The organism is Gloeocapsopsis sp. IPPAS B-1203 (assembly GCF_002749975.1).
Lineage (GTDB): Bacteria > Cyanobacteriota > Cyanobacteriia > Cyanobacteriales > Chroococcidiopsidaceae > Gloeocapsopsis.
In genome coordinates, this window is record NZ_PEIG01000004.1 from 279,189 (window position 1) to 301,104 (window position 21,916).

Consider the following 21,916-nt stretch of genomic DNA (forward strand, 5'->3'; position numbering starts at 1 on the left):
TTTCTTACTGCAACAGTCGATATTTCATCACAAAACCAACTAATTCTGCACGATTACTGGTTGAAGTTTTCCGAAACAAGCTGCTAACATACTTCTCGACTGTCCGAGGACTCAGATGTAACCGGCTTCCTATTTCTGCATTGGATAAGCCGTGAGTTAATAAAACTGCAACTTGTTGCTCTCTTTGAGTTAGCTTAATGTGGATCTCTGTGTCTCCTTCATACCCAAGCGTGTGAGAATTAGCCCGCAAACCTTCTTCGTAAGATAAACGAGTTTCTGATTGAATAATTTGCGATCGCTCTAGTAAATTGCGAATAGCAGCTCCCAGTTCATTCAACTCAAATGGCTTAGGTAAATATAAGTCAGCGCCTGATTGATATCCAGCAATTCTTTCCTCTGTTTTATTTCTTGCCGTCAAAAATATCACTGGCAATAAGCGAAACTTAGGATGTTGACGAACATGACGCACTAATTCATAACCATTCATTCGTGGCATGACAATATCTGTCACCATCAAATGAGGATGATATGTTTGTACCATAGCCAATGCTTCTTGACCATCAGCTGCTGTGAGCACTGAATAGCCAGACATTTCCAAATAATCGCTGATTGACAAACGAGTTCCGAGATCGTCATCAACGATGAGAAGTGTCAAAGGCATGGATAATAAGTAGTTAACATCTCTAACCAAGGAATATACAGTCGCTGCATTCTACTACCGTAAGTAGATATAAAGTGTGTTCATACATTGTATTAACAATCCTAAACTAAAGCTAATGATTTATCTTCTAGCAAAAGTTAGGTGTAACAACTACATAAAAACCATTCCTGACACGAATTGTCTCCACTCATGGTAATGAGGGATACTCTAATAAAAAACTACCACTCGATAAAAATCAATAGAAAAATCAAATGGAAAGTTGATTCATGTTATTGTGCCAAATTATAGAATAGGTAGCCTAGCTATCCAAGCGCCCGTTAACTCTACCATTGAAACCGTAAATTTGACGACTGCCAACAACTGGTACTAAAACAACTTCTTTTTCATCTCCAGGCTCAAAACGTACTGCTGTACCAGCAGGAATATCGAGACGCATTCCGCGTGATCGCTCGCGCTCAAAGTCCAATGCTGAATTGACTTCATAAAAATGAAAGTGCGAACCTACTTGAATAGGGCGATCGCCACGATTAGCAACCTTGATGCGTACAGTTGGACGCCCTGTATTGAGTTCTATATCACCTTGTTGTACTAATAACTCTCCTGGAATCATTTTTTTTGAATTGATAGTTAATTCTTTGGATTCTACTATTGTGTCAATGTGGGCGCAAATCTCTATATGTCAATAAACTCATAGTATTTTTATTATCATAAGTGATTCAAAACACACACTATATCAGTTTAATATTGTGCATTGCTATAATGATTTTGACATTGATAATCACTGGTTTACTTTGTCGCTTTAATGAGTAAAACGAATATCATGAAATACAAAAAACTCTCTATTTTCTCATCAATGAGAAGATGTTAAATCTTTACTATCTGACAAAATCTCAATTAGTGAATCGGATTATGAACCGTGACTAGTTTTGTTCCATCAGGAAAAGTTGCTTCAACTTGAACTTCAGGTATCATCTCAGCTACGCCATCCATTACATCTGCGCGTGTCAATAAATTTGTGCCATAACTCATTAATTCTGCAACTGTACGCCCGTCTCGTGCGCCTTCTAAAATTGCCGCAGAAATATAAGCAATAGCTTCAGGATAGTTTAATTTCAATCCTCTTTGTTTGCGTCGTTCGGCAAGTAAAGCAGCAGTAAAAATAAGCAATTTATCTTTTTCCTGTGGTGTCAGTTGCATAGCAGTTCAGTCCTTTAGATTTGCCAAACACGCGATCGATAGGCTGGTTTTCCTAGAGAGGAAGATCGTAGCAGATGCCAGACCTCAGTGAACCAGTTTCGCACCTCAGTTGTAGAATTACCACGATAGCGGCATAATAAGCCTGCATTTAAGCGCGTAACGCCGATTTCGCCTTGTTCTACAGTAGAATTGAGGGTTCTTATTTTTTCTACCACGTCGGCTGATAGAGATTGTCCAATCCAGACAAAACTACCCACAATAGAGTTTCCCGCTAAACCGTGGGGGCTATTAATGATTTGCTCGTCTCCATGTAACCATTGGCGATCTATCCATAAAGGGTGTTGTTGTTGCCAAACTTCAGTATGCGATCGCCAGTTACCTTGTAAAAATTTTTCTCCTCTAGCACTGCGACCAAAGCGAGTAATCTCCCAACTTGTCCAAGTAGCCCCAGGTGCCAATTCTACCTGTAAATCCTGTCGATAAATTGCCCCATTAAACACAATTGTTTCTTGAGGAAACCATTCTAAACAAGCATCAGTATCGACTTGTAGCAAAATATTTTGCCTAGCTTCCAAACCATTACTACGATAAATCTTACTAGCAGCAGCAGTTGTAATGAGTGTATGAGCTTGCGGTTGCAGATGAAAATTGAGTGATAGTTTGTCACCGCCAACAATACCTCCAGCAGTGTGTAAAATCACACTATGACAAACTGCTCCTTCTGGATAAAAAGGTCTTTGAACTTTTAGCGGTGCTTGCATTTGCTGGTGTGTCACCGCAGTTACACCATCTACTAACGCATAGACAATATTTAAACTACCGTGCCAAGAATTAAGCTTTTGAGACTTGTTGAGTTCTAGCAAGCGCAATATTTTGGATGAGATTAATTTTGTTATTGTGACACGTTATGCATAAATGATTTGAATTTTATAGGGTAAATTTGCTTAATTATAATCATTAACATAGTAGGCTTTCTCAGTAATATTGCGGTTGGACGCCTTGTCAAATTAGCGTTAATTTGCTTGTTATAACGAATGATCTATAAATTTACACTCGTGCGATCAGTCAATATGAAACATACTAATCCATTAACAGACTATGTGTGTTAGTCTGCAACAATGGAGCATAATTGGCAGCTTGAGTATATGGGTATTAACGACAACCCCAGCAAATGCTGTAATAGGGAAGTTTGCACAACAAAATGAATCGAATTTCCAATCAACGTTAATTGACCAAAATCCAATATTAATTGCTGCACCTGAAAACTTCAATCCTAGTTTGCGATCGCTACCACCGCCACCACCAAAACCTCCACAAGATTTAATACCACCTGCAACGACAGAATCAACTGGATCACCTGTATTAGAGAGTATTCAACTTGACTTTCGCGATCGCACAGATAATTTTGGCGGACGTAATTTATTTATTGAGCCAACAATTCAGTTTCGTTTATCTGATGATGAAATACTGACATTCAAGACAGGTTTTAATTATTTCGATGAGCCGGATATTGAAGCAATTACAACTATTCCGATTCAAGTAGGATGGACAGGAAAAATTGGTGAAGCAACACTACAAAGCACAGTAGGAGTTGATGTGTTTGATCGTCTAATTCCTGCCCTTAATTTTGGGGCAAAAATTGATGCTCCACTTGCCGTAAATGTTTCGTCTTCAGGACAATTCCGCTCGGGCTTAGTTCTTTCAAGTGCTTTAGAATATGGAGTTTATAAATTTAATGCGCAAACAATAGAAAATCAAATCACAACTTGGCGACTAGGACCAAGTATATATTGGCAAATTGAGCCTAACACTAGTTTTTTCTCAACATTACGTTGGGGTAGTTATAACGATGGTAATTCTGAGTGGCAGTCTTTTAGTAGGTTAGAACGCAAACTCGGTCAATTTAGCGTTGCAGCTAATTTATTTACTTGGAATTATGCCAGTGACTTTGAGCGCACTAGTGGCTATTTTTCACCACAAGATTTTTTAGTTTATAACGCTGAGGTAGCTTGGGAAGGAGATATTTTTGATTTTTTGCGTTGTCGATTCGCAGCGACTTTAGGACAACAACGCCTGCAAGGAGAAATAGATAACGCAAACGTTTATCAAGCGCAATGCACAGCAAAGATTTTTAGTAATGTTGAAGCAGATCTTGGCTATAGCTTTAGTAATGTCCGCAATCAAGATACTGGGGGAAGTGCTTATGGTGGTAGTTCACTAACAGGTCAAGTACAGGTGAGCTTTTAGTAAGTAGGTGGACATAATTAAATATCACACATAACATTTGATGGGTAATGGGTAATAGGAAAGCAATTAGCACTTAGCAATTCCCCTACAAGCTAATAGCCAATCGCCAAAAGCTAATCGCTAATAGTTACGAGCCTTTAAGTTATGTTTATTTTTACCTACTTACTTATTAGTGTTAATTCTATTTAATAACTGGGAAAAATGAAGTCGTAAGGCGGTCAAGGTGTTCAAAACTTGACAAAATTAACGAGGTTTCACTTTCATGAATTCTGATTTTGAACCACCACCTAAAATGCTGTCAATCCTTGCTTGCGTGGGAGGAGTCGTTACAGCTATTGTTGCGATCGCAGGACTAAATTCTTGGTCGAGACATCTTTATCAAACTGCTAAACTACCACAATCCGATCGAGCAGCTACAGCAAGTGTCCATACGATTGATATTGCAGCATTGGATGCCAAATCAGTTGTTTTACCAGGAACACCAGTTGATCTAAGTCAGCTAAAAGAAGCATCACCATACGCTGCACCGCACCTAGGTAGATTAACTGCTAATGAAATCGTAACCGCACATCACGCTTGGTCGTATTTTCAGCGTAACTGGAATCCAAAAACAGGTTTAGTTAATTCTGTCGATGGCTTTACCTCAGTGACAATGTGGGATCAAGCCGCAGCGATCGCTGCTTTGGTGAGTGCAAGAGAGTTAAATATCGTCTCTGCAACAGAATTTGATACTAAGATGCGCCAGATGTTAACAACACTCGCATCAATGCCGTTGTATCAAAAAGAATTGCCCAATAAAGTTTATAATGCAACAACGTTACTTCCGGTTAACTACGGTCAATTAGACAAACGCGAAGAAATTGGCTGGTCAGCAATTGATCTTGGGCGCATGGCAATATGGCTCAAAATTGTCGGTTCAAAGTATCCTGCATTGCGATCGCACACTGAAAAAGTTTGGCAACATTGGCAAGTGGATCGCTTAACTAAAAACGGGCAGATGTACGGTACTGCGGTAGTCAATGGTAAAGAACAGTACAACCAAGAAGGACGCTTGGGTTACGAAAATTATGCAGCTTTTGGTTTAAAACTGTGGGGCTTAGATGTTGAACGTGCTTTAGATCATCAATCGCAAACTGCGTTTGTGAATCTTTACGGACAAGGAGTTCCCTACGATCGCCGCGATTATGCATCTTCAGGGGCAAATAACTATGTCCTCAGCGAGCCTTTCATTTTAGATGGCATTGAGACAGGATTTCAAGCGCTACCCAAAGCTTATGCAGATCGCATCTTAGCCGCACAAGAAGCCCGCTACCGCGCGACAAAACAGTTCACTGCTGTAACTGAAGATAATCTCGATCGCCCGCCATACTTTGTTTACAGTGGCTTATTTGTCAACGGACAACCCTGGGCAACAATTACTGATACAAGACAACAGCATAACAATCTGCGGTTTTTGAGTACGAAAGCGGCGATTGGTTGGCATATGTTGTATAACACTTCATACACGCGCCAATTATACGATTTTGTCCAAGCAAATCTGAAATCTGAGCATGGCTGGTATAACGGCTTTTATGAATCGCTGCGTCAGCCAAATCGCGCCCTCACAGCAAATAATAACGGCGTAATTTTGGAAAGTTTACTCTACAAGCAAGTTGGCAAGCCATTAGTAGTATGGGCAGGCGTAGAAGAAGCAGAAGAGTAGAGAAGCAGAATATTTACTACCCATTACCCATTACCAATTACCAATTACCCATTACCTATTACCTACTAATTACAAGTTTTTAACTACTAACTATTTTTTTAAAGGTATAAATTTTTAATTATGTTTGGGAAACGCCATCAACACAAGTGGTTGCGATTAACCGCATTTTTTCTGATTGGAATTATTACACATTTTTCATTTTATATTCCAACACCATCCTTAGCACAAGCTCCAAATAATGCTGAAAGTTGTAGCAGTATTACAGCACCTTTAACAGAAGAAGAACAAACTTATGCGCGTAGTGCTTGGCAGTATTTTGTCAAAAACTATCAACCCGCAACCGGATTTACAAATTCAACTGGTGGTTATCCCTCTGGTACGCTTTGGGATATGGGTAATTATCTCACAGCATTGAATACAGCGCGATCGCTTAATTTAGTTGATCAAGCTGATTTCGATTCTCGTCTCAATAAGTTTTTAACAACACTCAGTGAATTAAAACTGTTTGAAGATAGCTTACCAAGTAAAGTTTACAATACATCCAACGGACAAATGGTGGATTATGGTAATAATCCGGTGGAGCGAGGTATTGGCTGGTCAGCGTTAGATATTGGGCGGATACTTGCAGCTTTTCATATCATCCGCACCTGTCATCCGCAATACAATGATTGGTTAACAGGAATTGTCTCAAAGTGGCAATTAGGGCGATCAATTCAAGATGGACAGATGTTTGGTGCTACTGTGCTTCCTGATGGTGAAACATTGTTAGTTCAAGAAGGACGCTTGGGTTATGAAGAATATGCTGCTAGAGGTTATGAACTCTGGGGTTTTTCTGTACCTAAAGCCGTTTCATTTGAACCATTTAAGTTTGTCGAAATCAACGGCGTACAAATTCCTGTTGATACTCGCGATTATCAGACAACGAACGCAAATAACTACGTCGTCAGTGAATCTTATATTTTAGATGGTATTGAATTTGGTTTACAAGGCGACTTAGCAGATTATGCAGCGCGAGTTTTAGAAGTGCAAAAACGACGCTACGAAGCTACTGGACAACTCACCGCAGTTACTGAAGACAATATCGATCGCGAACCTTATTTTCTTTACAATACGGTTTATGCCAATGGCAACGCTTGGGCAACGATTACAGACACCAATCAGCCTTATCCACAGTTACGCAGCTTGAGTACAAAAGCAGCTTTTGGCTGGCGCTATCTTTATCCACAAAATGACTATACACAAAAACTGTTTGAGACAGTCAAAGATCTCCGCAGTCCTGATGAAGGTTTCTATGCTGGAATTTATGAAGAAACCAAGCAAACAAATAATGCTTTAACAGGAAATACAAATGGCTTAATTTTAGAGATTCTCTATTACAAAGCCAGAGGAAATCGCCCTATAATTACAACACCGGTCAGTGTTTCGACCGGAAAACCAGGCAATAATCTAGAAACTGCTGCTAATTCTACTCCCCCACCCGCGCCGACAACACCAACCCCTAGCATCGAATCAACAGCACCTGTACAAACACCTCCTGTTGAACCGCCAACACCTGAAGTTACAGAAATTGTGGTTGAACCAATTCCACCAGTAAGTCAACCATTTTCTGCTAATCCGAATAAGCTAAATCGACCTCTGACAGTAAGCGAACGTCGTTATGCACAAGCCGCATGGCGGTACTTTCAAGCAAATTATCATCGCAGTGGGTTAGTTGACGATCGCAGTGACTTTAAAGGCGCAACATTGTGGGGCTTAGGTGATTATATCGCTGCACTTCAAGCGGCGCGATCGCTTGATATTATTTCAGCAAAAGAGTTTGACTACCGTACACGACATCTTTTAGGAGCCTTGACAAAATTACCATTATTTGCTGGGGAGTTACCCAATCGTGGTTATGATACGCGATCGCTGCAATCGGTTGATTATGGTGGCAATTCAGTTCCCGAAGGTACAGGTTGGTCAGCGTTAGATATTGGTAGAATCTTAGCCTCACTTTACAATTTAAAAACTGCTTATCCGCAATATACTCAAGCCATCGAGCAAATCGTACTTGATTGGTCGTATTTACGTGTCGTGCGGGATGGAATGCTCTCTAGTGCTACAGTGACAAAACAGGAAGAGCGATCGCTCACAAGAGTGAATCCTGAAACTCGCCTTGGTTATGAAGAATATGCCGCCCGTGCTTTTCAGTTGTGGGGATTTGATGTAGCAAATTCAGCAGTTGGTGGTAAGTATCAAACTGCTAAGGTTGAAGGAGTTGCAGTGCCGATTCAGCGCCTTCGTCGCGAGACAAACACCAAGGTGAATCAATATACAGTCAGCAATCCGTTTTTACTGTACGGACTCGAATTTGGTTTTGATCCGCAAATGCGATCGCTAGTACAACCTATATTAACCGCGCAAGCACAACGCTACCGTCGTACAGGCAAGCACACCGCCTCAGCCACAACTTTAATTGATCGCAAACCTTACACTGTCCACAGTTCTATTGTCGGTCAAGGAGAGCCTTGGGCAGCTTTAGCTGATGATGGTCAAGCTGTAGTAGATGGACGTTTGGTAAGTACAGCAGTAGCCTTTGCTTATCACGCCTTGCTACCAGAAGATCGCTACGCGCAAGAGTTAGTGAATGCAACGACTGACTTATACAATCCTTTACTCGGCTTTTACGAGGGCTTTTACGAAAACACTGGTAAAACTGCGATTGGCTTTACCAGCAGTACCAACAGTATGATTCTCCAATCTTTGCTGTACATGGCAACAAAGCAACCATTAATTCAACCAAACAACACGACAAATTCAAGATGGTGGGAGGAGATTAAAGCGGGTAATTCTGGTCGCGGTTTACCAACAACGGCAACACAAAAAGCCCAGATAGTTACCGATTCTTCTGGAACTTACTGGATGTCTGCGAAGTAAAGAGGTCAGAGTTAAACATCCCAGATGCCCTGCGACTTTCTTCGGGGCGCTACACAAACGAAGTGCCCCTGCGCACACTCTTAAATTCAAGTCGTATGAGTAAGTCCACGCACCATCTGGACTTTGTTTGTTTAGTTGCGAATTAATTTGCGATCGTATTTTTCCTAACCCAAGTAAGCAAGATCATTTTTCATTTTCTTCCGCCTAGGTGGTGGAACGCTATATTTCAGTCAGTTAAATGCGCTTCTTCTAACATCCTTATTGCTACTTCTGTGCCAAACATATGTTCTAAAAAGGAAGGTAGCCAAGTAATATTTATATTTTCAATTCCCCAAGTGTCTTTGCCTTCTTTAATAGAGTTTAAATAATTCTTTAACTGTTCCTCAATTGAAGGAATAATTTGGCAAACTCTATCAATATAACTGCCAGTACCTGCTAAAACTCCAAGATTTTCAAAAGTCCACATCAATCCCCACTGACCACTAGGAGAGTAAACTACATTTTCAAGCTGGTAGGCAAAATTAAAAACATCAGTATTGCAAGATAGAAAAATCGAAACCTCATCAAAAGGTATCCACCAATGGTTTGCATTTACTGGGTCACTAGTTCGCATTAAATTAGAGAAGAAAAACCCATCATCTCCTAGTTCTGAGGCAACCTGAACAACAACAGGAGTGATTTGAGCATCAGGGACTCGGTATTCGTATAAAACTTTTCTTCTTTCTACAGCTTCCCCAAAAACTGGAAGTAGTGGATTGTCGTTCAAAAAAACTCTTCTTAATGCAGGTTCTGCATCAATAAGATATTCAGACTCAGTTAAAGCTTTCATTTGAAGCTACAGATTTGAGATTTTGGTTATGCTAATAAATCTAATGAAAAATTAGCAAGATGTAGTAGAAACAGGACAAGCACGAGGAGCGCGATATGGAAACTTGACCTCGTTAACTTGAGAAAAAGATTGACCATTCGAGGCAGGTGTATTGTGATTAAAAAGATCTATTGTCGGCATAATTGGTGTTGATCTGCCATACTCTCTAACATTGGATGTTCCACCACCAATCAGGTTTGCAGTGTAAATCCAACCGGCTGTAGTACTCCAGCGAGGTGCTGGCAACGAATTAGGAGGATAATATAGTTGAACTCCTGCCATGCAACATAGTACGCCGCATCGTAGCTTGGTGACTCAACAGTAAGTAACGCTCAATGCTGGTCACTCTATATGTCTTGTTGTACAGCAATTTATTAAGCTGAGTGCTTGCTGCCATTGCAGTATTTATAAACTCAGCTCCACTAAACAGCCCTACGGTTAGAGCAGTACCAAAAGGGAATGCAGCGCGAACAAAGAACTTAATATCCATCGTGTAAGGAAGATAGCGAGTTTTATGTAAAGAGGAAATTACTGAACAACAAATTCAATTTGATTAACCTTTTCATATCCAGGAATATTGTGATCGCGAATACGCAGCTCTCCAACAGATTTCGTGCTGTTATTTTCATTGACTCGCCTGATCTTCAACCTTATTGTTCCTCCGTTAGGTAGCGACGCTCTTACTCCTTGTTCACTCTCCAAGTCTGGTATCACGCCCATCGTGCTATCGGGAGCAACTGAGTTTCTGTCAGCTATCAAAAAGAATTCTCGAATTGCTGTTGTACCTGCTTGTCTAAGACGAATGGAGGCTGGCAAATTCTGAGGAACAGAAATAGCTACTCTTCTAATAGGAGGAGGAGGAGCGTTAGTAGGCTCAGAAGCTTCTAATACTGCTTTAAGTTCCTCTAATCCTCTTTTAGTTCCAATAGGAACTCTGGTAGTCGGTGCTCCTTGGGCATCTGTAATTTCTTCTGAGTTTTGCATTTGTGCTTGCGCTGCTTGATGAGAAATCCTTGGCAGTCATATGCCAATTAAAAAGCCTGAAATTCATACTGAACTTGACGATCGCAAACGCTTTCCGAATGAATCGCCTAGAGAAGCGCTAAAAGTTGCCTCTAGAGTACGCTTATTTTTGGCTAACCAAGCCTTGCAAGCAAGTCCAGAGTTAAATGCTGAATTAATGCTTAATGCAGATATTTCTATCCAAGGATGGGCTGTTGCTACAGCAACCGAAGCAAATCTGCTTTTAGAAATAGGTCAAAATCAAGCAGCTAAAGAATTACTTACCGAAGAAGTTCCTAAATTTAAACAAGTAGCAGAAAAATGGAGCGCTGAATTAATTAGCGATCGCAATCCTTACTTATCTACAGTTTATCGCTTGACTAGTTCTCGGTTTGATAACTATATCACTTCAGAACGCATAGAACGTATTGCTCAAATTTCTCCAAGCGATCGCACGTTATCTCCTGAGCAAATTCGGCGTCAGAAGACTAATATTGACGTAGAGTTTTCCATGTCTCATAGCGCACAACTCGATCAATCATGGACGCATCGTCAGATTGTTGTTGCTGAATACCTAGATACTTTGAGCGAACTTTCAGCAAGATTAGATAGTTTACAATCTTTTGCAACATTATGCGATCAAAATGCAAAGAGTAGTAGAGATCTGCTACCCGATGCTGAGGCTGAACCTGGTTTGTATCTTTTATCACCAGTTGAGTAGAAATATTCTCTTGTGGTTGCTATAAAAATCTAAAACGTCATTGAATTACACAGTAAAGTTGATCCCATTTTATGGTTGTCCACCAAGTGAAGCAATTGCATCCTTAACTTTGATCATGAGTGTCATTGAATCAAATGGAGAAGCAGTGAAACCACACTTTTCATAGAACTGCTTCGCATCCTGAGAGAGAGCGTGGACAAGAATTGCTCGTATTCCTGCAATTTCCGCAGCTTGTAGAGTACGAATAATTGCATCTCTCAACAGCGATCGCCCAATACCTTTACCTTGCCAGTGACAGTCAACAGCAAGTCGCCCAATTATCATAACTGGAATCGGATCAGGCATATTACGCCGAACTCGACCTGTCGCGCTAGTTTGTGCTACTGCTCCATTAGCAAGACAGTAATATCCAACGACAACTTCACCAGCGCACAAAACATAAGTACGTGAAGCCCCTTCTAACTCGTTTTTCAGTGCGCGGCGCTTGAACCACTCATCTAACTGAGTGTTACCCGAATCAAAATTTTCAATTTGATGTGACGAATTTAGCTTCTCAGGCGGGCGGAGCCTATCTTGATTTAATCCCACGGAGCTTTGGTTGTTAGCAGCTTATATAGCTTTTCATTTGACGTAGGTGGTGCATCTACAATTCTACAAATTGCTTGTACTTAAGTTCGTCTAAACCAAAAAAGCTCTGGTTAAGAAGAACATCTTGGGCTTGCTGATAAGCTGACTCCAACATAAACTCTGAGCGGCTCTTACCCTGCACTTCAGCTGCACGATCAATGAGATCGCGTTGATTCTGTTTAGCCCGAATATTTATTGTGACATCGCGGGTTTGGTTCACAGAACCCTCGGATGCTGCAGGGTACATAACAATTATTTTTACTAATTAAGAGACTCTTCTATTTTAAGAAATGTGTGTACACAATGTCAATACATTTTGTTAAACTTTGAATATTAGAAAATTTACAGGATATATGTTTTGCAGCACAATTTTACTAGAATTGGTTAAGTCCATGGAGGTGGACTTTATTTACGTAGCTGCAAATTCATTCGCTAAAATTTCTATTGACCAGTGAATTGGGCATCTGTTAGCAAACGGGGATTGTTGTGATTCGATGGCATAAATTGACTATCTGCAACTGATGAACTGTAGGCGGAGTTGGTGATATAAGTTTGAGAACCATACATAAATGTGCCATCACCTCGACTTCCACCAAATACTGCCCAGTCAGTTTCTTTGTCTTCATTAAACCAAAGCAACATCTTGATGTTTTGTGCAGTGGCATAGTTGAACACATCAGTAATCCACTGTTCTTTTGCTGTGACGCTGTTACCGGAACTTGTTGATGTAGTAGTAGCAAACTCGGTAATTGTCAGCGGTCGATTTGAAATAGCGCGTAAACGATTAATCATCGGTCCGAAAACTTGCTGTGGTGTTTGCCAATTTGACCATGATTGACTTGTACCCCAGTTGTAGCCATCGATCGCTATCCAATCAACATAAGCATCACCAGGGTAATATGACTCGGCACTATAACCACCAACATCATCGTTGTTGACTGTCCAAACCCACTGTACATGGTTCGCACCCAGTCCTTTGCTATCCAAAATTCCCTTAACGCGCTTCCACATATTCACGTAGTCACTGGGTGAATTATTGCCCATTGCTGCACCCCAAGGATACCAAGAACCATTCATCTCATGACCTAAGCGGATATAGACGCGGCGATCGTCACTGGTATTGTAAACGCCATCAGGACCACTGAGAAAGGTTTTCAATCTGTTGGTCCAGTTGTTGATGTACTTGTCGTATTTACCTTGTGCTATTTGGACTTCAATATTGTTGGGAGTTGATGAAGCTGAACACAAATAAGGTTCCCAAGTAATCATTGGTACATTTTGATTGTTCCAAATGTAGGGAAGTTGGTGGTTAAACAAGTTATCTTGGGTTGAGGTTTGGTTACACCAATTTGTGAAGAGGTTAGTTATCGCATTTTTCTTGACTTGCCAGGTTTCTAATGCCTGGACGTTACCCATTTCCCAACCTTGATTGCCGTAGTAAGCACCAAGCAATGTATCAGCAGATGCAGGTTGAGTAAAAGAGGTAAAAGGAAGTGTACAAGCAAACAAACTACTAATAATTTTGCACAAGCGTTTCATATTATTACTCCAAGGCAGTTGTCAATTTAAGGACGTGTAGTAGGATTCATTAAAAAGGCACGATTTTGACCGTTGATGATGCCAATACCTGTAATCTGCCCGCGATTATTGATGTCACGCGCCTCAGTCAGCAACCAGCCAGAGTTTTTTGGTAGCAAGCTATTTAAGTCGATCATTTTACCGTTGCTGTAGAGAAAGGCAACACTTGGTCCGCGACTATTTCCTGAACTACCAACAATTTGACCTGAATCATTAATTCCATAAGCAACACTATTGATGTTGTTATCAAGAGTGCCAAGATCGATCGTCCGACCTTCTTTATAAAGAAAGGCACGATTTCCCTCTGCTGTACTGGAATAACCGACAATGTAACCAGAGTTGTTGATGCCGTTTGCTTCGCTGCGATCGCCACCTGCAAGCGTCCCTATGTCAACCATTTGACCATCGCGATAAACAAAAGCATGATAGTTACCACTTGCTGTTTCGGCATAGCCTACAATGTCTCCAGAGTCATTAATTGCTTGTGCATAACTATCTGCACCACCTGGAAACGTACCTAAATTGCTCATCTGACCGTTACTGTAGACAAACGCACGATGACCATCAGTGGTTGTCATGTAGCCTGCGATCGCACCTAAGTTATTGATACTTTGAGCATAAGTGTCTTTACCTAAATTGGTAATTTTCTGATTGCTGTAAATGAAACCGCGCGAGTTTTCGCTAGGAGTCGTCCAATAACCGACAATGTCACCCGAATCGTTAATACTTTGCGCATAGCTATAGATACTTTTTCCAGGGATACCAAGAGCGGTAATTTGTCCGTCATTGTAAACAAAGGCACGGTTATTGTAATAACGTTGCGCAGAAGTTGCAGTACCTACGATTTGACCTGTGTTATTGATATCAGTGGCTCGACCATAGCCGCTTTGAGTTAAACTGCCAACATCAGCTATCGAGTAGCTTTGGCTATCAGCACGTGTAGACTGAGCAGCAACCAAGATGGCAAGGCTTGCTAAAGCAAGGCTAACCTTGAAAAGTTTCATAATAACTATTGAATAGAGAATTGTATTAAAAAGCAACTTAGCTAATATTTATGTTTTGCTTAATTGCTATTCATAAATAAATATTGGCACTATTAACTAATAATTGAGTAGGTATTTTTAGAGATTTTCTAAAAAAAAAAGAACCAGATCAATTATCCAAGAATCTACTGAAAATGAATTTATCTCAGTTATTATACGGAGTTTAATTGAGCATAATTTTAATAAAAAAGTTAAGCAAGTATGCAAGTAATTTTTGGAGTTTTACAAACAAAAGAACTAAGCTTATAAAACTTGATGATTTTTTTAGCTATAAATTTCTACAGACGCGCGTAGATTTGTCTGCCTCGAATACTTACTTTTATCACCAGATAAATAACAACGAAAGATACACAGATTGTTAGTTCTGCATTTGATGTGGGCATTCTTAAAGAATGACAAGGCTGATAACAATGCCAGATGATGTTGCGACTAATCAACTTAAGAGTAAGGAATATGAGTTACCCTACTACCGATCGCATTTGGCGCTGCGCTACGCGCAATCGCATCTTTAGTCAGTGGCAATGGCGACTGGTAATCCTACTGATCTTGCTAGGAATTTTTGGTATTAAACATTTACCATCTGTAGCCAAATCTTACCAAAGTCCAAGCTCTCCTCAAGCAACACAAAAGAATTCCCACCCAGTATTATTAGGGCTTTACACTCCAAACTATCTAGGTTCGCAGCGTACTATCGATCGAGAGTTGCGCCAGTTGGACGATTGGGCAGGTAAGCGTCATTCACTGGCTGGATTTTTTATGGATATCGAAGACTCGAATCCTGCATACAATATCACAAACCGCTTAGAACTCCTACGTAGTAATGGTTACACTGCTTTTATTAATCTAGATTCGACGCGCTCAGCAGCACAAATTGCTAGAGGAGATGTTGATAAATTATTACGAAAACTAGCCCAAGCCTACGCTGTCTGGACAAAGCAAGGATCGGGACGGATGGCATTTATTGCGCCATTCCAAGAAATGAACATTCCTGGAGAAACTTATAGTAAAGATCCTCAAAATTTTAAGCTGGCGTACCAACGTCTCCAAAAAATCTTTGCCGAAGCTGGTGTTGCTCCTCACACAGTGCGATGGGTGTTTGCACCGAATGGTTGGAGTGAAAATGCACAGCATCGATTTGAAAATTATTATCCAGGCTCAGAGCGAGTCGATATTGTGGCGTTTAGTGCCTACAACTGGGGACATTGCCACAATGCAAGTTGGAAAAAGTGGAGTGAACCACAGGAAGTTTTTGAATCTTATATTCAGCGAATGCGAGTGATGGCTCCTGGTAAGCCAATTTTTATTGCACAAACTGGTAGTACGAGTCATACACAAAGTGGTGCCAAAAGTAGTGCAAAAGATCAATGGTTGCGTAACTCATACACGCAGTTAGTTGCTATGGGAGTGCGAGGTATTATCTATTTCAATATTGATAAAGAATGTGATTGGGCATTCTACAACGATCGCAATCGTAATTCAGTTGGTTATCGCGATGCGATCGCAAACTCCGCATTTAGTTACGTAGCACCTGCGGATCTAGCACGAATGGAGTCGCGGTAATGGCTGGGATGTGGGTGGCAATAACTGGGGTAAGTATCATTGTGCCGTCGCTTGTCACAACACAGCATTTGGTTTGTTCTCGTACAGATGCAGAATGCTGGCGTAGTATTTCTCATTCTTGGCGATCGCCATCATTTTTGCTTGCTGCTCCTGATAATTTTAATCCTGATTTGCAACCGCAACCTTCCGCACCAGCACCAACAGAAACTCCTGTTGAAAAGCCACAAGTTCCTAGCGTTCCTTCACCAACACCTAGCTCTCAACCAACTATTTCAGTACCAAAACCAATTCCTGTTGAAAAGCCACAAGTTCCTAGCGTTCCTTCACCAACACCTAGCTCTCAACCAACTCCTATAACAAATGCTGCACCTCGATTAACACAGGAAGCAGATCAGATTGCTGCCAAACGTGCTTGGAAGTATTTTGAGCGCAACTGGAATCCAAAAACAGGTTTAGTGAATGCTGTCGATAATTTTCCGTGGACAACATTATGGGATCAAGGTAGTGCAATACTCGGAATTCATGCAGCACGACAGTTGGGGTTACTACCTGCAGGTGTCTTTCACAAGCGGATCGATACACTATTACAAACATTAGAAAGATTACCGCTACCAGCAACAGGCTTACCTAATAAAGCCTATAGTACGCACACTGCTCAGATGCGGCAACTTGATAATACTCCCGATCCTCAAGGTAAAAGTGGTTGGTCAGCATTAGATATGGCGCGTTTTTTGGTAGGGCTACACGTATTACGCGAACATTATCCCGAATATAGCGATCGCATTCATCGCATTACCAAACGTTGGGAGTTAGCGAATCTTGTCAAACATGGTTGGTTAAATGGTGGTATTTCAACTGCTAACGGAAAAATTCTGCAAGTCCAAGAAGGACGCTTAGGTTATGAGCAATACGCCGCACACAGCTTGAAACTTTGGAATCTTGAAGCAGATAAGGCTTTATCTCAACCACCTATTAAAACAGTCTCAGTCGATGGAATTATGTTGGAAGTCGATCAACGTAACTTCAAAAACTCTGGGGCTACTAACTATCTCACCAACGATCCTTATCTGCTGTGGGGCTTGGAATTGGGATGGTCAGATGCTGTTAAACCACAAGTTAACAAACTTTTGCAACTGCAAGCTCAACGTTTTCAACGTACTGGTATTTTAACTGCGGTGAATGAAGATTCACTTGATCGCCCGCCTTATTTTCTTTATTACAGTGTTTACGCGGACGATCAACCTTGGCACGTTACGGATACTAGAGGACGTGCTTATCCTCAATTACGGTTTCTCAGTACTAAAGCAGCTTTTGTTTGGTTTGCACTGATGCCGGACAATCCTTATACCAAGAAGTTACGTAACTTTGTCCAAAACCTTGCCGATCCTCATCGCGGTTATCTTTCGGGGCGGTATGAACAACGTCATCTTGGTGTCAATCGCTCGATTGATATTAATACTAATGCAATTGTTTTAGAAAGTCTGCTTTATCAAGCTAGAGGTCAACGTCCACTTGTTTTTTAATACTTGTTATCGGTATCTTTATGAACTCAGTTGCTCAAACAAAAAATTTATCAAGCCTTGTCGGTAGTCATACTCGTTCTCGGTTAAAAGAACGCACTTTACTGTTTCGCTACCTAGCAGAAATTAATCTCATTTTTGGTGCTTGGTACTTGTCTTGGCGTGTGACACATTCAATTAACTATGATGCGCTGTGGATTGCAATTCCTCTACTGCTAGCAGAGATTTATAGCTATTTTGGCGGCGTGATGTTTGTTGTGGGGTTATGGCGTCCAATAGTGCGACAAGTTAAGTCATTGGACAAATTGTCACCACCCATGTCGCGTGCTGATTTACCTACAGTTGATGTTTTTATTACATGTTACAACGAGCCACCGGAAATGGTCGAACAAACAGCCAAGGCTGCTTTGGCAATTGACTATCCACCAACAAAATTGCGGGTTTATGTGCTTGATGATGGTAACTCGCCAGCAATGCGCGCTATGGCGGAGAAATTAAGTATTGAAGATTTACAGAAACCTTTACTTCAACAGGAAGTTACGCAAATTGATGCTGAACGTTCTTTGTTGATAGAACGCCTTCAAGAACTCGAAGAATTAACACCGGATACACAAGCGGCTGAGAAATGGCTACAAACGATCGCTCCGACTCGCGATCAAATTGAAACTAAGTTTTTGCAGCGCTTACAGCAATTAATTTTATTGTTGCATCCAACACATCACAGTATCAGCGATCGCCTTTCAACTGAACGCCAATTTTTAGAAGATGCAATTTATCAAAAAGAAATTGAACTGATAGAACTCAACCGATTGCGTTATGTTGCGCGTCCTAAACCTCCTGGTGTTCCCCATCATGCCAAAGCTGGAAATATTAATTACGCACTGTTTTATGGAGATACTGCGGGCGATTTTATTTTGACGCTTGATGCAGATCATATTCCTAAACCACAATTTCTCAAGCGCGTTCTACCATATTTCTTTACATACAATGTTTTCATAGGAAAATACGAACGTAATCGAGTTGCGTTTGTGCAGACTCCTCAAGATTTCTATAACTTACCTGCTGACGATCCCTTTGGACATCAAGCCCATTTATTTTATGGACCACTCCAGCAAGGTAAAGATGGCATGAATGCTGCTTTTTATACTGGAACAAATGCAGTGATTCGACGCGATGCTTTAATTGGTGTTGGACTTCAATATTTTTCGGATGAGTTTGCCAAAAATGAAAAACGACTTGATGAGTTTGAGTTAGTTGGTGGTGTTTCGAGTAATAGCATTACTGAGGATATGAATACCGCAATGCGGTTGCACGCTGCAGGCTGGAAATCAGTTTATCACAACGAACTTTTGGCAGAAGGTTTAGCACCTGACGATCTCAGTTCTACACTTAAGCAACGACTGCGTTGGGCACAAGGTACTATTCAAGTTTTCCTGCGCGAAAATCCTTTAACAAAACCAGGGTTGACGTTTTGGCAACGGCTGCATTATTTCAAGACAATGTATAGCTATTTTTCGGGTTTTGCCACAGTTGTTTTTATTGCGTGTCCTATTATCTATTTCTTTACTGGGGTGATTCCTGTAAAAACTTATGGTTCTGATTTCGCTTTACACTTTTTTCCAGCATTTATCCTTAACCGTCTCACTCTCATGGCAGCAACGTGGGGTATTCCTGCAAGAGAAGTTTGGCGTTCTGAACAATATGCGATCGCGTTATTTCCTTTATTAATTCAAGCTGTATGGAGTGTATTTACAGGACAACCCATCAAATTTCAAGTGACACCCAAACAAAGACAATCAGGAATTTATCTACGTTTAATTATGCCACAACTAGTTGTTTTTACACTTACTGTTCTTGGTATTTTTTGGAGTCTTTATCGTTTTACTGTAGGGACTCTTGATTATCCTTTGGTTTACTTACTCAATGGTGCATGGGCAGTTTATAACTTATTACTACTCTGGGCAGTTATCCGTGCAGCTACCTGGCAACCAGGTTTAAATAAATAATCATACTCCTAATGGCTACCGCTGATAACTTGATTTTTACTCTCTTCATATTTGAAAACTCTAAGCATGAGATAGCAATTAGTCTTTTACCTATCAATATTTCAGTCATCTTTAAGTAATAATCTCATTTTCTTAATGTCTCATTTTTAACTTTAAAATTAAGTAATAACATTGACTTTTATGACTTGTCAATGATTAAAATAAATGCCAAAATAACAGAGTAGAAACAGTAATTAAGATAAGAAATATGAGTTCTGTTAAAATTGTCCAACCTTCAGGAATGTTAGACGGTATTAAAGGTAATCAATTTCGACGCGAAGTTAGTGATATTGTTGCTACTGGTGCTGATATTGTATTAATTGATCTTCAGAATGTAAGCTTTATTGATAGTTCTGGTTTAGGAGCTTTAGTTTCAGCAATGAAAACAGTACGTAGTGCTGGCGGAAAGCTATTTATTTGCTCAGTTAACGATCAAGTCAGGATGCTATTTGAACTCACTAAGATGGATCGCGTTTTTGAAATTTTTGCTAATCAAGATGAATTTAGCCAAAAAGTTTTAGCTGCAAAATAGCCATCGTAATATCATCGCTTTTAGCGTAACTAAAGTAAAAACGAAATAACTTAGAATGAGTTCTTTTATCAAAATTATTCAACCATCAGACTTTCTTAATGGAGTTCAAGTTAAACAACTCCGGCATCAAATTAGTGACCTTGTAGCATCTGGAGTTGATATAATACTTATTAACTTTGAAAATGTTAAGCAAATAGACAGTTCAGGGCTAGGTGGATTAATTGCAATTCAGAGAGTTGTACGTACAGCTAATAGTAAAGTTTTTCTTTGCTCAATTCACGGTCAGGTTAAAATGTTATTCGATTTGACAAAGATGAATGAAATGTTTCAAGTTTTTGCTAATCAACAAGAATTTCAAGAAGAAGTTCTCAACCAACAAAAAAATTAGATTTCCGATTTTGACGTTGTTAAGTTAAAACAAATTTTTAGTAAGGACAAGTCATCTTCAAAGCTACTAGTTTGACCTAAATTTTGAAGATAATTTAATAGTTGTTCCAAACGTTTATTTTGTTTGTGTGAGTCAACTAGCAACTGCACAAAAGATTCTTTTCCCCAAATACTACCATTGGGTTGAGATATCTCGTATGCGCCATCACTAAAAATATACAAAGTACTGGTTTCTTGTATATATATAGATTCATTTTCAAAATCAGCATCAGGTAAAAAGCCGATTGGCAAACCTGGAGAACCTAAGTGTTGCACTTGAAGTGTAGTTTCATCAGTCAATAATGTAGCTGGTGGATGACCAGCACTAGCATAATTAAGTTGATGTTGACGGCGATTGTAAACTCCGTACCAAATAGTAAAATATTTATCGTCGTGATCGCTCATCTGAAAAGCATGATTGAGCGATCTCAGAACTTCGCTTGGTTGGCAAAAGTTCGTGTTGGGTAGAGATTGCGATCGCAACAGATTAAGTACTGATACTGATAGTAATGCTGAACCGACTCCGTGTCCTGATACATCGAGTAAATAAAGCACTAAATGATCGTCGTCTATCCAATAGTAGTCAAAGCTATCGCCTCCGAGTTGAGCTGAAGGGATAAATAAATTTTCTGTTGTTACTGTTCCTGTGAGTGGTGCAGGAAGTAGCGATCGCACATAGCTACCTGCATCGGCTAATTCTGTTTCCAAAAGTTGTTTTTGGTGTTGTAAATCTTGATTCAGAGCTTCTAGTGCTTGTTTTTGATGCTGTAAATCTTGATTTAGTTGGTACAAGCGTAATCCTGCTCTTACTCTTGCTTTTAATTCATTGATATCAATTGGTTTAGCAAGAAAATCATCAGCGCCAGCATCAAGCCCAATGACTCGATCTTCAACTTCTCCGCGTGCAGTTAGTAATATAAAGAAAGTTGTTGATAATTCTGGATTAGCTTTCAAGTGGCGACATACATCAAGCCCATTGAGAGGAGACATCATCCAGTCACACACAATTAATGCTGGTCGTATTTGCTGTGCTTGGGTAATTCCTTCCTCACCACTACTAGCCACTGTTACAGTGTAACCTTGGTTTTGTAATGCTCTTTTTAGCACCATCCGAATAGTAGGATCGTCATCAATAATAAGGATTTTAAACATTTAAAACTTAGGAAATACTACTTACATAAATTTTGAGCTTTAGGACGCGAGTGTAATGTCAGATAATATGTTTACTTAGAAGATAATAGACAATGGGCAATGGGTGTTTCTTGTATTTG

21 protein-coding genes are annotated in these 21,916 nt (G+C 40.2%); 9 read left to right on the forward strand and 12 right to left on the reverse strand.

Annotation, left to right across the window (positions count from 1 at the left end; translation table 11 throughout):
- Nucleotides 1-4: 4 nt before the first annotated feature.
- The 4 genes from CSQ79_RS09375 to CSQ79_RS09390 all read right to left on the reverse strand — a co-directional run bounded on the left by CSQ79_RS09375 (nucleotide 5) and on the right by CSQ79_RS09390 (nucleotide 2,730).
- Nucleotides 5-661: a response regulator transcription factor gene (locus CSQ79_RS09375; RefSeq protein WP_099700922.1), complete on the reverse strand. Its 657-nt coding sequence runs from the start codon at nucleotides 659-661 to the stop codon at nucleotides 5-7.
- A 298-nt stretch (nucleotides 662-959) separates the two neighbouring features.
- The gene (locus CSQ79_RS09380; RefSeq protein WP_099700923.1) at nucleotides 960-1,271 is read right to left on the reverse strand and encodes an urease subunit beta; all 312 of its coding nucleotides are present in this window, start codon (nucleotides 1,269-1,271) and stop codon (nucleotides 960-962) included.
- A 284-nt stretch (nucleotides 1,272-1,555) separates the two neighbouring features.
- Nucleotides 1,556-1,858, reverse strand: a complete 303-nt coding sequence (gene ureA / locus CSQ79_RS09385) for an urease subunit gamma (protein ID WP_099700924.1) — start codon at nucleotides 1,856-1,858, stop codon at nucleotides 1,556-1,558.
- A gap of 14 nt (nucleotides 1,859-1,872) precedes the next feature.
- Nucleotides 1,873-2,730, reverse strand: coding sequence for an urease accessory protein UreD (locus CSQ79_RS09390; protein ID WP_099700925.1), 858 nt, complete (start codon nucleotides 2,728-2,730; stop codon nucleotides 1,873-1,875).
- 226 nt (nucleotides 2,731-2,956) lie between these two features.
- Between CSQ79_RS09390 and CSQ79_RS09395 the strand changes: the two genes are divergently transcribed.
- The 3 genes from CSQ79_RS09395 (at nucleotide 2,957) to CSQ79_RS09405 (ending at nucleotide 8,723) form a co-directional block, all read left to right on the forward strand.
- Complete coding sequence (locus CSQ79_RS09395) at nucleotides 2,957-4,105, forward strand: hypothetical protein (protein WP_099700926.1); 1,149 nt, start codon at nucleotides 2,957-2,959, stop codon at nucleotides 4,103-4,105.
- A 262-nt stretch (nucleotides 4,106-4,367) separates the two neighbouring features.
- The gene (locus CSQ79_RS09400) at nucleotides 4,368-5,807 is read left to right on the forward strand and encodes a DUF3131 domain-containing protein (RefSeq protein WP_099700927.1); all 1,440 of its coding nucleotides are present in this window, start codon (nucleotides 4,368-4,370) and stop codon (nucleotides 5,805-5,807) included.
- A 120-nt stretch (nucleotides 5,808-5,927) separates the two neighbouring features.
- Nucleotides 5,928-8,723 (forward strand): DUF3131 domain-containing protein, encoded by a 2,796-nt coding sequence (locus CSQ79_RS09405; RefSeq protein ID WP_099700928.1) that lies wholly within the window; start codon nucleotides 5,928-5,930, stop codon nucleotides 8,721-8,723.
- A 226-nt stretch (nucleotides 8,724-8,949) separates the two neighbouring features.
- Here CSQ79_RS09405 and CSQ79_RS09410 read toward each other — a convergent pair whose 3' ends face one another.
- From CSQ79_RS09410 to CSQ79_RS09420, 3 genes are all read right to left on the reverse strand, one after another.
- Nucleotides 8,950-9,552 carry a hypothetical protein gene (locus CSQ79_RS09410; protein WP_099700929.1) on the reverse strand — a complete coding sequence of 201 codons (603 nt, stop codon included), beginning with the start codon at nucleotides 9,550-9,552 and terminating at the stop codon, nucleotides 8,950-8,952.
- A 51-nt stretch (nucleotides 9,553-9,603) separates the two neighbouring features.
- Nucleotides 9,604-9,873 carry a hypothetical protein gene (locus CSQ79_RS09415; RefSeq protein ID WP_099700930.1) on the reverse strand — a complete coding sequence of 90 codons (270 nt, stop codon included), beginning with the start codon at nucleotides 9,871-9,873 and terminating at the stop codon, nucleotides 9,604-9,606.
- Between the two features lie 246 nt (nucleotides 9,874-10,119).
- Entirely contained in the window at nucleotides 10,120-10,575 is a 456-nt protein-coding gene (locus tag CSQ79_RS09420; protein ID WP_099700931.1) for a hypothetical protein, read from the reverse strand.
- Nucleotides 10,576-10,615: 40 nt separating this feature from the next.
- On the opposite strand from CSQ79_RS09420, the gene CSQ79_RS09425 reads away from it, so the two are divergent.
- Nucleotides 10,616-11,314, forward strand: a complete 699-nt coding sequence (locus tag CSQ79_RS09425; RefSeq protein ID WP_289500972.1) for a hypothetical protein — start codon at nucleotides 10,616-10,618, stop codon at nucleotides 11,312-11,314.
- A gap of 69 nt (nucleotides 11,315-11,383) precedes the next feature.
- Here the strand turns inward: CSQ79_RS09425 and CSQ79_RS09430 are convergent, their stop codons facing one another.
- The 4 genes from CSQ79_RS09430 to CSQ79_RS09445 form a co-directional block, all read right to left on the reverse strand.
- Complete coding sequence (locus CSQ79_RS09430; protein ID WP_099700932.1) at nucleotides 11,384-11,902, reverse strand: GNAT family N-acetyltransferase; 519 nt, start codon at nucleotides 11,900-11,902, stop codon at nucleotides 11,384-11,386.
- A gap of 55 nt (nucleotides 11,903-11,957) precedes the next feature.
- The gene (locus CSQ79_RS09435) at nucleotides 11,958-12,161 is read right to left on the reverse strand and encodes a type II toxin-antitoxin system TacA family antitoxin (protein ID WP_289500973.1); all 204 of its coding nucleotides are present in this window, start codon (nucleotides 12,159-12,161) and stop codon (nucleotides 11,958-11,960) included.
- A 221-nt stretch (nucleotides 12,162-12,382) separates the two neighbouring features.
- Nucleotides 12,383-13,480: a glycoside hydrolase family 26 protein gene (locus CSQ79_RS09440; protein ID WP_099700933.1), complete on the reverse strand. Its 1,098-nt coding sequence runs from the start codon at nucleotides 13,478-13,480 to the stop codon at nucleotides 12,383-12,385.
- Nucleotides 13,481-13,506: 26 nt separating this feature from the next.
- Nucleotides 13,507-14,523, reverse strand: a complete 1,017-nt coding sequence (locus CSQ79_RS09445) for a DUF3466 family protein (protein ID WP_099700934.1) — start codon at nucleotides 14,521-14,523, stop codon at nucleotides 13,507-13,509.
- A 492-nt stretch (nucleotides 14,524-15,015) separates the two neighbouring features.
- Here CSQ79_RS09445 and CSQ79_RS09450 point away from each other — a divergent pair, with 492 nt between their 5' ends.
- From CSQ79_RS09450 to CSQ79_RS09470, 5 genes are all read left to right on the forward strand, one after another.
- Complete coding sequence (locus CSQ79_RS09450; RefSeq protein ID WP_289500974.1) at nucleotides 15,016-16,122, forward strand: glycoside hydrolase family 26 protein; 1,107 nt, start codon at nucleotides 15,016-15,018, stop codon at nucleotides 16,120-16,122.
- A complete protein-coding gene (locus CSQ79_RS09455) occupies nucleotides 16,122-17,645 on the forward strand; it encodes a DUF3131 domain-containing protein (protein WP_099700936.1) in 1,524 nt (507 codons plus the stop codon). The genes CSQ79_RS09450 and CSQ79_RS09455 overlap by 1 nt, the downstream gene beginning before the upstream one ends.
- Nucleotides 17,646-17,665: 20 nt before the next feature.
- The gene (locus CSQ79_RS09460; RefSeq protein WP_099700937.1) at nucleotides 17,666-19,648 is read left to right on the forward strand and encodes a glycosyltransferase; all 1,983 of its coding nucleotides are present in this window, start codon (nucleotides 17,666-17,668) and stop codon (nucleotides 19,646-19,648) included.
- Between the two features lie 232 nt (nucleotides 19,649-19,880).
- Entirely contained in the window at nucleotides 19,881-20,219 is a 339-nt protein-coding gene (locus CSQ79_RS09465; protein WP_289501001.1) for an STAS domain-containing protein, read from the forward strand.
- Between the two features lie 55 nt (nucleotides 20,220-20,274).
- Nucleotides 20,275-20,607 (forward strand): STAS domain-containing protein, encoded by a 333-nt coding sequence (locus tag CSQ79_RS09470; protein ID WP_099700939.1) that lies wholly within the window; start codon nucleotides 20,275-20,277, stop codon nucleotides 20,605-20,607.
- On the opposite strand, the gene CSQ79_RS09475 is transcribed toward CSQ79_RS09470, so the two are convergent.
- Complete coding sequence (locus tag CSQ79_RS09475; protein ID WP_099700940.1) at nucleotides 20,604-21,797, reverse strand: PP2C family protein-serine/threonine phosphatase; 1,194 nt, start codon at nucleotides 21,795-21,797, stop codon at nucleotides 20,604-20,606. The two genes, CSQ79_RS09470 and CSQ79_RS09475, sit on opposite strands and share 4 nt — an antisense overlap.
- Between the last annotated feature and the right edge of the window lie 119 nt (nucleotides 21,798-21,916).

Bases quoted from the DNA above. Each gene is read 5' to 3' on its own strand.
- CSQ79_RS09375 (WP_099700922.1), bottom strand. From the start codon at position 661: ATGCCTTTGACACTTCTCATCGTTGATGACGATCTCGGAACTCGTTTG.
- CSQ79_RS09380 (WP_099700923.1), bottom strand. From the start codon at position 1,271: ATGATTCCAGGAGAGTTATTAGTACAACAAGGTGATATAGAACTCAAT.
- ureA (WP_099700924.1), bottom strand. From the start codon at position 1,858: ATGCAACTGACACCACAGGAAAAAGATAAATTGCTTATTTTTACTGCT.
- CSQ79_RS09395 (WP_099700926.1), top strand. From the start codon at position 2,957: ATGTGTGTTAGTCTGCAACAATGGAGCATAATTGGCAGCTTGAGTATA.
- CSQ79_RS09400 (WP_099700927.1), top strand. From the start codon at position 4,368: ATGAATTCTGATTTTGAACCACCACCTAAAATGCTGTCAATCCTTGCT.
- CSQ79_RS09405 (WP_099700928.1), top strand. From the start codon at position 5,928: ATGTTTGGGAAACGCCATCAACACAAGTGGTTGCGATTAACCGCATTT.
- CSQ79_RS09410 (WP_099700929.1), bottom strand. From the start codon at position 9,552: ATGAAAGCTTTAACTGAGTCTGAATATCTTATTGATGCAGAACCTGCA.
- CSQ79_RS09415 (WP_099700930.1), bottom strand. From the start codon at position 9,873: ATGGCAGGAGTTCAACTATATTATCCTCCTAATTCGTTGCCAGCACCT.
- CSQ79_RS09420 (WP_099700931.1), bottom strand. From the start codon at position 10,575: ATGCAAAACTCAGAAGAAATTACAGATGCCCAAGGAGCACCGACTACC.
- CSQ79_RS09425 (WP_289500972.1), top strand. From the start codon at position 10,616: ATGCCAATTAAAAAGCCTGAAATTCATACTGAACTTGACGATCGCAAA.
- CSQ79_RS09440 (WP_099700933.1), bottom strand. From the start codon at position 13,480: ATGAAACGCTTGTGCAAAATTATTAGTAGTTTGTTTGCTTGTACACTT.
- CSQ79_RS09445 (WP_099700934.1), bottom strand. From the start codon at position 14,523: ATGAAACTTTTCAAGGTTAGCCTTGCTTTAGCAAGCCTTGCCATCTTG.
- CSQ79_RS09450 (WP_289500974.1), top strand. From the start codon at position 15,016: ATGAGTTACCCTACTACCGATCGCATTTGGCGCTGCGCTACGCGCAAT.
- CSQ79_RS09455 (WP_099700936.1), top strand. From the start codon at position 16,122: ATGGCTGGGATGTGGGTGGCAATAACTGGGGTAAGTATCATTGTGCCG.
- CSQ79_RS09460 (WP_099700937.1), top strand. From the start codon at position 17,666: ATGAACTCAGTTGCTCAAACAAAAAATTTATCAAGCCTTGTCGGTAGT.
- CSQ79_RS09470 (WP_099700939.1), top strand. From the start codon at position 20,275: ATGAGTTCTTTTATCAAAATTATTCAACCATCAGACTTTCTTAATGGA.
- CSQ79_RS09475 (WP_099700940.1), bottom strand. From the start codon at position 21,797: ATGTTTAAAATCCTTATTATTGATGACGATCCTACTATTCGGATGGTG.